This is a genomic window from Sciscionella marina DSM 45152 (assembly GCF_000379465.1).
Lineage (GTDB): Bacteria > Actinomycetota > Actinomycetes > Mycobacteriales > Pseudonocardiaceae > Sciscionella > Sciscionella marina.
In genome coordinates, this window is the sequence record NZ_KB905403.1 from 111,982 (window position 1) to 122,507 (window position 10,526).

Sequence of the window (10,526 nt, forward strand, 5' to 3'; positions counted from 1 at the left end):
TGCGTGGTTGTGTTGGTTAGAACCAACACAACCACGCACGACCTTTCGTTTGTCCTGGTCAGCGCGGGGCCATGCGCAGCGAGCCGTCCATCCGGATGGTCTCGCCGTTGAGGTAGTCGTGCTCGATGATCGACTGGGCGAGCTGGGCGTACTCCTCCGGGCGGGCGAGCCGTTTCGGGAACGGGATTCCCTCGGCGAGCCCGGCGCGGAACTCCTCGGTGACCCCGGCGAGCATCGGGGTGTCCACGATTCCGGGCGCGATGGTCATGACCCGGATTCCCTGCTGGGCGAGGTCACGCGCGGCGGGGAGGGTGAGCCCGGCGATCCCGGCCTTGGAGGCGCTGTACGCGGCCTGGCCGATCTGCCCGTCGAAGGCGGCGATCGAGGCGGTGTTCACCACGACCCCGCGCTGCTCGTTCTCCAGCGTCTCGGTCTGCGCGATCGCGACCGCGGCAAGGCGCATCACGTTCACGGTGCCGATCAGGTTCACCTCGACGACCTTGCGGAACACGTCCAGGTCGTGCGGGCCCTTCTTGGACAGGATGCGGCCCGCGGTGCCGATGCCCGCGCAGTTGACCACGATCCGCAGCGGGGCAGCCGAGCCGGAGGCTGTGGCCACCGCGGCCTCGACCGAGCCCGGATCGGTGACATCCGCGGCCACGTAGGTCACGCCCTTGACCGCCTCGGCCTTGTCGATGCTCGCCTGCAGGTCGAGCGCGTACACCGTGGCACCGGCTTCGGCGAGCCGCGCTGCCGTGGCCGCGCCGAGCCCGGACGCACCGCCGGTGATCAGTGCCGCTGTCCCGTTGATCCGCACCTTGGTTCCTCCTCGTTCACACGAACAATCCGGGTGGAAGGTTACCGCCAGGTCCCCTCGTGAGTGGTTGTGTTGGTTCTAACCAACACTCGCGCTCACGACCAGGGAGGAGTGAGGGCCCACAGCACTGGCCGCATGCGGGCTAGGCTGGGCTGGGTGAACGTGATGGAGAAGCTCACCGCGAATCTGCCCGGTATCGAACGCATCGAGCGCGGGGATGTGGTCTCCGTCGTCCGCTTGCACGGGGTGATCAGTTCCACCCCCTCGCCATTGTCCCGGGGCGTGATCAACCTGAACGCCGCGGATTCGGCGATCAAGAAGGCCTTCGAGCACGACCGGCTCAAGGCGGTCGCGCTGGCGATCAACTCCCCCGGCGGGATGCCCACCCAGTCCGCGCTGGTCGCCGAACGCATCCGCGGGCTCGCGGACGAGAAGAACATCCCGGTGCTCGCCTTCTGCGAGGATCTCACCGCCTCGGGTGGGTACTGGATCGCCTGCGCCGCGGACGAGATCTACGCGCACCGCACCTCCATGGTCGGTTCGATCGGCGTGGTGAGCGCGGGCTTCGGGGTGCGCGCCCTCGCCGAGAAGATCGGGGTCGAGCGGCGGGTGCACACCGCGGGCGCGAGCAAGCACCGGCTGGACCCGTTCGACGAGGAGAAACCGGAAGACCTCGAGTGGCTGCGGGGGATCCAGTCGGCCCTGCACGAGCAGTTCGCCGACTGGGTCCGGGAGCGCAGGGGCGAGCGTCTCAGCACCGACCGGGACCTGTTCGACGGGGATGTCTGGGACGGGAAACGCGCGGCCGAACTGGGCATCACCGATGGAGTCGGCAGCCTGCGCGAGGTGATCGAGCGGCGCTATCCGGACGCGAAACTGGTGGTCGCCGAGCCGAGGAAACCGCTGCTGGCCAGGCTCGGAGTCGGTGGCCCCGCGGCCTCCGTGCTGCAGGCGGCCGAGCACCGGTTGGCCTGGACCCGGTTCGGTTTGTGATCAAGTTGGGGGTCACCGGTAGACAGCCGCCGCAAGACTCGGCAAGATTCCCGCTGAAGTGAGTACACGTGATGACAACCAGGGCATGCTCGTGCTTGCCGTGGACGATGAGCAACATGGCCTCGACGAACTACGGTTCCTCCTGAGCCAGCACCCGCGCGTGCGCAGGGTGCTGCTCGCCGGGGAGGCCGCCGAGGCGCTGCGGCTCATCTCCGGCGGGGACGAGGAGGTCGCCGCGCGCCGGGACGCCAAGCAGACCGCGGTGGACGCGGTGTTCGTCGATATCGACATGCCCGGGCTCTCCGGAACGGAGCTGGCACGGGTGCTCGCCGCGCTCAAACCCGGCCCGCCCGCGATCGTGTTCGTCACCGGATTCGGCCAGGAAGCGGTGACCGCCTTCGAACTCGGCGCGGTCGACTACGTGCTCAAACCGCTCAAGGCGGAACGGCTGGCCAAGGCCGTGGACCGAGTCTGGGCCGACCGGATGCACGTCACCGGTCCGCAACCGGGTGTCCCCGGGCTGCCGCAGGTCGAGGCCGAGGACTTGAACGACGAGGTCATCCCGGTCGAGCTCGCCGGGACCACCAAGCTGATCTCGCGCTCCTCGGTGCGCTGGGTGGAGGCCCAGGGCGACTATGCGCGGCTGCACACCACCGAGGGCTCGCACCTGGTGCGCATCCCGCTCGCCCAGCTCGAGGAACGCTGGGCCGAGGCGGGCTTCGTGCGCATCCACCGCTCCTATCTGGTCGCGCAGGGCCTGATCACCGAGCTGCGCATGGGCACATCGGGCTACACGGTCGTGCTCGGTGACGGTGAGCAGGAGCTCCCGGTCTCCCGCAGACACACCCGCGACCTCAAGGACCGGATCGTGCGCTCCCCGAAGAACGGCTGGGGTTCATGACTGCTGTGCTGTCCCGATGCGGTCTTTCCTGCGCGCCTCGCTCGCTGGGGCTCGCTGCGATGCGCAGAAAGGCCGCCTCTCATGACTGAGCATGGCCAGGGCCCGGCCGCCCCGCAGCGCATCCACCGCAAACGCGTGGTGCTCGCCGGCGGGAACAGCCCGGTGAGCGTGCTCCGCGCCCGCGGTGAGGTCGAACAACAGACGAGCATGGGTGAGCTGCTGGTCCGCAATCTGATCCGGGCCCAGCTGCGGGTCGCGCTCGGCCTCGCCGCGATCGTGACCGTGCTGTTCGGTGCGATCCCGCTCCTTTCGGTTTTCCTGCCCGCTTTCAATCACGCCACCCTGCTCGGGGTCCCGCTCCCCTGGTTGCTGCTCGGGGTACTGGCCTTTCCCGTGCTTTTCGCCGCCGGTTACGTGTACAACCGGATGGCCGAGCGCAATGAGCGCGATTTCGTGGACATGGTGGAGAACTGATCGGACCCAGCGGTGGAACTGAATCCATGGGCGATCGCTGGGATGGCCGCGGTCGGATTGTTCACCTTCTGGCTCGGGCACGCCTCCTCGCGCTCCGCGGTGAGCACCCCCGACTTCCTTGTCGCGCGGCGAGCGGTGCGGGCAAGGCGCAATGCGGCCGCGCTCGCCGGTGAGTATCTTTCCGCCGCCTCGTTCCTCGGCATCGCCGGGCTCGTGCTCTCCGATGGGGCCGGTGCGCTGTGGTACCCGGTCGGGTTCACCGCCGGTTTCCTCGCCGTGCTGCTGTTCGTCGCGGCCCCGTTGCGCCGTTCGGGCGCCTACACCTTGCCGGATTTCGCCGAGGCCAGGTTCGGTTCGCGGCGGCTGCGCGGGCTGTGCGCGGTGTTCGTGCTGCTGGTCTGCTATCTGTACCTGATCCCCCAGCTCCAGGGCGCCGGAATGGTGCTCTCCTATGTGCTCCCGGTCCCGACCTGGGTCGGCGCGATCGTGGTGATCGCGGTCGTCGTGGTGAACGTGCTCGGCGGCGGAATGCGCACCGCGACCCTGGTGCAGGCCGCGCAGTACTGGATCAAGCTGTTCGCGATCGCCGCGCCGACCTTCGTGCTGTGCCTGGTGTTCTTCATCGCCCGACCGGATCACGCCGAACGCCTGGATGCCGCGCGCACGCCGACGTTCACCGCGGACACCACCGTGCACGTGCAGACCACGGTGCGGATGACGGTCCAGGAGACCACCCCGGTCGCCGCTGAGGGCCGGATCGACAATGTCGCCGCGCACAGCGGAATGGTGCTCACCAAGGGGGTGCACACCGTCGACAAGGGCACCACACTTCGCTTCCCCGAGGGAACCTCGGTGCCCGCGGTCGGCAGCGCCAAATCGGCGAACAGCGACTGGTTGCGGTTCGGCGGCGGGCAGGACGCGGTCGAGGCCTACTCGCTGATGTTCGCGCTTTTCCTCGGCGCGGTCGGGCTGCCGCACGTGCTCGCCCGGTTCTACACGAGCCCGGACGGGCGGGCCGCGCGGCGCACCGTGCTGCACGTGCTTGCCCTGCTCGGCGCGTTCTACGTGTTCCCGACCGTGCTCGGTGCCCTTTCCCGGCTCTACGTTCCCGAGCTGATGGTCACCGGCCGCGCGGATGTCGCGGTACTCGATCTGCCCGGCGCGATGCTGTCCTCGATGACCGGCCAGATCCTGACCGGGGTGCTCGCCGCCGGTGCCTTCGCCGCGTTCCTTGCCACCTCGAGCGGGCTGCTGGTGAGTCTTTCCGGGGTGATCTCCACCGAGGTGCTCACCGGGCGGGTGCGTGATTTCCGCTGGGCGGCCGTGCTCTGCGGGATCATCCCACTGGCCGCGGCCATCGCGCTGCGCCCGAGCGAGATCACCGTGGGCGTGGGGATGGCCTTCGCGCTCGCCGCGTCCACCTTCGCCCCGCTGCTGCTGCTCGGCATCTGGTGGCGCAAGCTGACGGTGGCCGGTGCCGCGACCGGGATCGTGCTCGGCGGCATCCTCGTGCTCGGCGCGTTCACCCTGTCCATCGTGTCCGGCTACACCGGTGGCTGGGCACCCGCGCTCGTCCGCCAGCCCGCACTGCTCTCGGTGCCCGTGGTGTTCCTCGTGGTGCTGCTGGTCTCCCGGGCCACCAAGCAGCAGCCGCAGGCCGAGGTGAACGCGATCTTCCTGCGGTTGCACGCCCCCGATCCGCTCGGGCTCACCAGAGACCGAGACACCGAGCGGTTCGGGCCGCCGCGGGATCAGGGACGCAAACCGTTGCGCGGCGGCAGGCACCGGAGGCAGTAGCCGAGTCTGACTGCGTCCTCACCGGGCGCCATGGCACGATCGGGGGGTGGTAGCCGAGGTAGCAGTCTCCGAGATTCCCGCCGAACTCCCCGAAGGCGAGGTGCTGCTCGACGTCCGCGAGGACGACGAGTTCGCCGCAGGGCATGCGCCGCAGGCCGTGCACCTGCCGATGTCCGCGCTCCCGGACCGGGTCGCGGATGTGCCCGAGGCCGACCTCGTGTACGTGATCTGCCGTTCGGGAGGCCGGTCCGCGCAGGTCACCGCATATCTCAACGCACAGGGCCGCTCCTGCGTGAACGTGGCCGGCGGGATGCAGCACTGGGTGGCCGCCGGACGGGACATGACCAGCGACTCCGGCGAAGACCCCGCGGTGATCTGATGACCGCGGGAGCGAATCGGGTGCGCTGGGTCGCCAGCCCGCCACCGGGTGCCGGTCCCCGGCGTCCCGCGGTGCGGCGGCGGCCCTACACCGGTCCGCCCTCTTATCCGGCGACCCCGCGCTGGGGTTTCCCGCAGCTGGCCTGGCGCTGGCCGACGAGCGTTCCGGGCACCGCGCACGAACCGGCGACCGAGGAATCGGTGCGCGTCGCCGGGCGGCTGGCCACCCTGATGCTGCTGATCACCACGGTCACCGCGGCCCTGGCCACGATCGCCGAGCTGGTGCGTTACATCCTGCTCGTGGTCAGCCTGTCCGCCCCGGTGCCCGAGGGACTCGCCGCGTTCTCCGACACCTTCGTCATCTCGGCGGGCCTGGTCACCGTGGTGTTCGCCATCGCCTCCCTCTACCTCGTGCTCCGCTGGCTGCTGCCTGCGCGCGAGCTTGGGGAACGCGGACGCGTCTCGGCACGCGGTGACGGCTGGGCGCTGGCGTGCGTGCTCATCCCCGGATGGAACCTGATCGGTGCCTTCTACGTGCTCGCCGAACTGGAGCACGTCGCCTGCGAGCGCCCGCCCGGTAGCCGTCCGCGCCCGAGCACCGCGACCTGGATCTGGTGGGCCGCCTGGCTGGCCAGTGGCGTGTTGTTCGTGCTCACCCTCGTCTGGGGGTTGCGCGACTCCGTGCAGGCCATGGCCGACGGGGTGCTGCTGCACGCGGTGACCGACGCCGTCGCCCTGGTGCTCGCCTACCTCACCGCGCGCACCGTCACTCGCCTCACCGGGTTGCTCGCCCCGCTCACCGACGGCTCCAGCCCATACCGTCGGATACTCGCCGTGCACGGCGCACCCACCTCGCTGGAGCGCGCGCCCCGCCCCGCGACCTCCCCGCGCTGAACTGCGCAAACACGTGCTCGTGCGTGGTTGTGTTGGTTCTAACCAACACAACCACGCACGAGGTTTCTGGGTAGGCTCGACACTGTGCAGCCCTTCCTCGTCGCGCACCGTGGTGCCTCCGCCGACCGCCCGGAGCACACCCTCGCGGCCTATGAGCTCGCCGTGGAACAGGGCGCCGACGGGGTGGAATGCGATGTGCGGCTCACCAGGGACGGTCACCTGGTGTGCGTGCACGACCGGACGGTGAGCCGCACATCGGACGGGCGTGGTTCGGTCGGCGATCTCACCCTCGCCGAGCTGGCCGAGTTCGACTACGGCAGCTGGCATTCGCGGCCCGCCCCGCTGCTGACCCTGCGTGCCCTGCTGGAACTGGTCGCCGATACCGGGGTCCGGCTGTTCGCGGAGACCAAGCATCCCGCGCGGCACGGTTCCCGGGTCGAGGAGCGCCTGCTGGCCGAGCTCGGGGAGTTCGGGCTCGCCGATGGTAAGGCCACGGTGCTCTCGTTCTCCGGTACCGCGTTGCGCCGGATCGCCGCGCAGTCGGTGCACGTGCCGACCGTGCTGCTCACCGATCAGGTCACGGCGCGCCGGCCGCTGCCCAGGACGGCCACGATTGCGGGCCCCTCGGTCACCACCCTGCGCACCGATCCCGATTATGTGCGCCGCGCGGGCCGGGAGATCTACGCCTGGACCGCGGACGAGCCAGCGGACATCGCCCTGTGCGCGCGGCTCGGGGTCCGCTACCTGGCCACGAACGTCCCCGGCAAGGCGCGCGAAGCCCTCGGTTAGCCGGGCCTGCGCGCCCGGTGCCTGCGTACCGCGTCCCGGTTCGCGCAGACCGGCGAGCAGTATCGCTGCCGCCCGCCCCGGGTGAAGTCGGCGAACACCGCACGGCACTCCTCGAGGGCACAGCGCCCGAGCCGGTGCATGCCGCGACCGGTCAGATGCACCGCGGTCCCCACACTGATCAGCGCCTTCACCACGCCCGCCGCGCCGAGCCGGTCATCCCGGTAGTGGATGTGCCAGCCATCGCCGAGGTGATCGGTCAGCCGCGGATAGGAGGAGGACTCGGCGAGCAGGGTGTTCAGCAACCGGGCGCGCTCGGTGTCCTCCCTGGTGTCCACAACCTGCCGCCACCGCTCGAGGAACCGGCGCACCTCGTCCAGATCCGCCTGTCCGCACGGGCCGTTCAGGGCCACTCCGGCGCGGGCGCAGCGTTCGGACAGCTCGGTCGGATCGCGCGGCGGGGCGCCGATCAGGTCGACGGCCAGCCGCACCGGATCCTCGCCGTAAGGGTTCAATCGCACAGGACTATTACAGCACGATGGCGCTATGGCCGCCGTACACCGATGGATCACGATCTCGAGCCACCTCACCAGCCAAGGGTGGGTCCGCTACCAGCGATGTTGCTGCGGCCGCGCCCGCGTCCTGCTCGGCAGTGAACCCGTCGGCGGCTCGCGAAGCGCGTGCGGCTGGCGCTGATGGAGCTCACCCGATCGTCGTGAGTGCGTGTGTCGGTTAGAGCCAACACAACCGCGCACGAGCACGTCCCGGGAACACCGCGAACTGGTCGTTCGTTGGACCTAGCAGAAAGGTTGAGCCGTTCTGACTCAAGGTTGCTTGACGAACTGTTCGCAACAAGGCAGACTTGAGTTAGGTCCACTCACGTGGCGTAAGAGCCGCGCGTGCAGCAGCGGCCGACACCAGAGCAGAACAAGCTAGGAGGTAGTCCCATGGCGCGAGCGGTCGGTATCGACCTCGGCACGACCAACTCGGTCGTCTCCGTCCTCGAGGGCGGTGAGCCGACGGTCATCGCCAACTCCGAGGGTGCCCGTACCACCCCGTCGATCGTCGCCTTCGCCAAGAACGGCGAGGTGCTCACCGGACAGTCCGCGAAGAACCAGGCGGTCACCAACGTGGACCGGACCATCCGTTCGGTCAAGCGGCACATGGGCACCGACTGGCACACCGACGAGTTCGACGACAAGAAGTACACCGCGCAGGAAATCTCGGCGCGCGTGCTGATGAAGCTCAAGCGGGACGCGGAGTCCTACCTCGGCGAGGATGTGGACGACGCGGTGATCACCGTCCCCGCCTACTTCGAGGACGCCCAGCGTCAGGCCACCAAGGAAGCCGGGCAGATCGCCGGGCTGAACGTGCTGCGGATCGTGAACGAGCCGACCGCGGCCGCGCTGGCCTACGGCCTGGAGAAGGGCGAGAAGGAGCAGACCATCCTGGTCTTCGACCTCGGTGGCGGCACCTTCGACGTCTCCCTGCTCGAGGTGGGCGACGGCGTCGTCGAGGTCCGCGCGACCTCCGGTGACAACCACCTCGGTGGTGACGACTGGGACCAGCGCATCGTCGACTGGCTGGTGGACCGGTTCAAGAGCGCCAACGGCATGGACCTCACCAAGGACAAGATGGCGCTGCAGCGCATCCGGGAGGCCGCGGAGAAGGCGAAGATCGAGCTGTCCAGCTCCTCGAGCGCCAGCATCAACCTGCCCTACATCACCGTGGACGGGGACAAGAACCCGCTGTTCCTGGACGAGACGCTGTCCCGCGCGGAATTCCAGCGCATCACGAGCGACCTGCTGGACCGCACCAAGACCCCGTTCAACAACGTGATCCGGGACGCCGGGATCAAGATCGGCGACATCGACCACATCGTGCTCGTCGGCGGTTCCACCCGGATGCCCGCGGTCGCGGACCTGGTCAAGGAGCTCGCCGGTAAGGAGCCGAACAAGGGCGTCAACCCGGACGAGGTGGTCGCGGTCGGTGCCGCGCTGCAGGCCGGTGTGCTCAAGGGTGAGGTCAAGGACGTCCTGCTGCTGGACGTGACCCCGCTTTCCCTCGGTATCGAGACCAAGGGTGGCGTGATGACCAAGCTCATCGAGCGCAACACCACGATCCCGACCAAGAAGTCCGAGATCTTCTCCACCGCGGACGACAACCAGACCACGGTCGGCATCCAGGTCTTCCAGGGTGAGCGTGAGATCGCCGCCTACAATAAGAAGCTGGGCACCTTCGATCTGACCGGGATCCCGCCCGCACCGCGTGGCGTGCCGCAGGTCGAGGTCAGCTTCGACATCGACGCCAACGGCATCGTGCACGTGAACGCCAAGGACATGGCCACGGGCAAGGAACAGGGCATGCAGATCACCGGTGGCTCCGCCCTCGGGCAGGAGGACATCGACCGCATGGTCAAGGACGCCGAGGCGCACGCGGAGGAGGACAAGCAGCGCCGCGAGGAGGCCGAGGTCCGCAACCAGGCCGAGACGCTGGTCTACCAGACCGAGAAGTTCGTGAAGGACAACGACGAGAAGGTCCCGGACGAGGTCAAGACCAAGGTCAACGCCGCGATCGACGAGGCCAAGGAAGCCCTCAAGGGCGAGGACATCGAGCGCATCAAGGCCAGCGTGGAGAAGCTCGCGAGCGAGTCCCAGGCCATCGGCCAGTCCATGTACGCGGACTCGGGTGCCGAGGCCGCCGGTGGGGCCGAGGGCGCCGCATCCGGAGCCGAGGCCAAGGACGCCGGTGCCGAGGATGTCGTCGACGCCGAGATCGTCGATGAGGACGAGAAGAAGAAGTAACGATGGCGTCCGAGAACCAGCAGAACGAGGACGGCACGGCAGAGGAGCCTCGCGTGGTGGTCCGGGACCGGCGCAAGGTCGATCCCGAGACCGGCGAGGTGCGGCCGGCCGAGGAAGTGGCCGAGGCGGACGAGGTGCCGATCGAGGTGGAGATGCCGGAGGCCGGTGAAAGCGGGGCCGCGCCGCAGTCCGACACTGCCAAGCAGCTCGAGGAGCGGACCGCGGACCTGCAGCGCCTGCAGGCCGAGTACGCCAACTACCGGCGCAGGGTGGAACGCGACCGCGAGGTCTCGGCGGTGAACGCCAAGGCCGGACTGGTCGCCGAACTGCTCACCGTGGTGGACGACATCGAGCGGGCCGCCCAGCACGGCGACCTCACCGGTGCCTTCAAATCCGTCGCGGACAAGCTCACCGGAGTGCTGCAGCAGGCGGGCCTGGAATCGTTCGGTACCGAGAACGAGCCGTTCGACCCGAACGTGCACGAGGCCGTGCAGCACAACACCTCCGCCGAGGTGGCGGGGCCCACCGTGACCACGGTGCTGCGCCGCGGGTACAAGATCGGCGAGAAGGTGGTGCGCAACGCCATGGTCGCGGTGACCGACTACGAGGCGCCCGCGGGTGAGGAGTCCGCCGGTTCCGAGGAGTTCGCGGCACCCGAACAGCAGCAATGACCGCGGTAGCG

General features: G+C 69.0%; 11 protein-coding genes. 9 read left to right on the forward strand and 2 right to left on the reverse strand.

Annotated elements, in window-relative coordinates; genetic code table 11:
* Positions 1-58: 58 nt before the first annotated feature.
* Positions 59-817, reverse strand: a complete 759-nt coding sequence (locus A37U_RS0125170) for an SDR family NAD(P)-dependent oxidoreductase (protein ID WP_020499441.1) — start codon at positions 815-817, stop codon at positions 59-61.
* A 156-nt stretch (positions 818-973) separates the two neighbouring features.
* Here A37U_RS0125170 and A37U_RS0125175 point away from each other — a divergent pair, with 156 nt between their 5' ends.
* The 7 genes from A37U_RS0125175 to A37U_RS0125205 all read left to right on the forward strand — a co-directional run bounded on the left by A37U_RS0125175 (position 974) and on the right by A37U_RS0125205 (position 7,043).
* Positions 974-1,810, forward strand: a complete 837-nt coding sequence (locus A37U_RS0125175) for a S49 family peptidase (RefSeq protein ID WP_026197580.1) — start codon at positions 974-976, stop codon at positions 1,808-1,810.
* 85 nt (positions 1,811-1,895) lie between these two features.
* Complete coding sequence (locus A37U_RS0125180; protein WP_020499443.1) at positions 1,896-2,711, forward strand: LytR/AlgR family response regulator transcription factor; 816 nt, start codon at positions 1,896-1,898, stop codon at positions 2,709-2,711.
* An 81-nt stretch (positions 2,712-2,792) separates the two neighbouring features.
* On the forward strand, positions 2,793-3,185 hold the full coding sequence (locus A37U_RS0125185; RefSeq protein ID WP_020499444.1) for a DUF485 domain-containing protein: 393 nt from the start codon (positions 2,793-2,795) through the stop codon (positions 3,183-3,185).
* A gap of 12 nt (positions 3,186-3,197) precedes the next feature.
* Positions 3,198-4,982 (forward strand): sodium/solute symporter, encoded by a 1,785-nt coding sequence (locus A37U_RS0125190; protein ID WP_020499445.1) that lies wholly within the window; start codon positions 3,198-3,200, stop codon positions 4,980-4,982.
* 46 nt (positions 4,983-5,028) lie between these two features.
* Entirely contained in the window at positions 5,029-5,361 is a 333-nt protein-coding gene (locus A37U_RS0125195) for a rhodanese-like domain-containing protein (protein ID WP_020499446.1), read from the forward strand.
* Positions 5,361-6,254: a DUF4328 domain-containing protein gene (locus A37U_RS0125200; protein ID WP_020499447.1), complete on the forward strand. Its 894-nt coding sequence runs from the start codon at positions 5,361-5,363 to the stop codon at positions 6,252-6,254. The genes A37U_RS0125195 and A37U_RS0125200 overlap by 1 nt, the downstream gene beginning before the upstream one ends.
* Positions 6,255-6,338: 84 nt before the next feature.
* Positions 6,339-7,043, forward strand: coding sequence for a glycerophosphodiester phosphodiesterase family protein (locus tag A37U_RS0125205; protein ID WP_020499448.1), 705 nt, complete (start codon positions 6,339-6,341; stop codon positions 7,041-7,043).
* Here A37U_RS0125205 and A37U_RS0125210 read toward each other — a convergent pair.
* Positions 7,040-7,561: a CGNR zinc finger domain-containing protein gene (locus A37U_RS0125210; RefSeq protein WP_020499449.1), complete on the reverse strand. Its 522-nt coding sequence runs from the start codon at positions 7,559-7,561 to the stop codon at positions 7,040-7,042. The two genes, A37U_RS0125205 and A37U_RS0125210, sit on opposite strands and share 4 nt — an antisense overlap.
* A 426-nt stretch (positions 7,562-7,987) precedes the next feature.
* Between A37U_RS0125210 and dnaK the strand changes: the two genes are divergently transcribed.
* Positions 7,988-9,844, forward strand: a complete 1,857-nt coding sequence (dnaK, locus tag A37U_RS0125215; protein ID WP_020499450.1) for a molecular chaperone DnaK — start codon at positions 7,988-7,990, stop codon at positions 9,842-9,844.
* 2 nt (positions 9,845-9,846) lie between these two features.
* Positions 9,847-10,515: a nucleotide exchange factor GrpE gene (gene grpE, locus A37U_RS0125220; RefSeq protein WP_020499451.1), complete on the forward strand. Its 669-nt coding sequence runs from the start codon at positions 9,847-9,849 to the stop codon at positions 10,513-10,515.
* Positions 10,516-10,526: the final 11 nt, after the last annotated feature.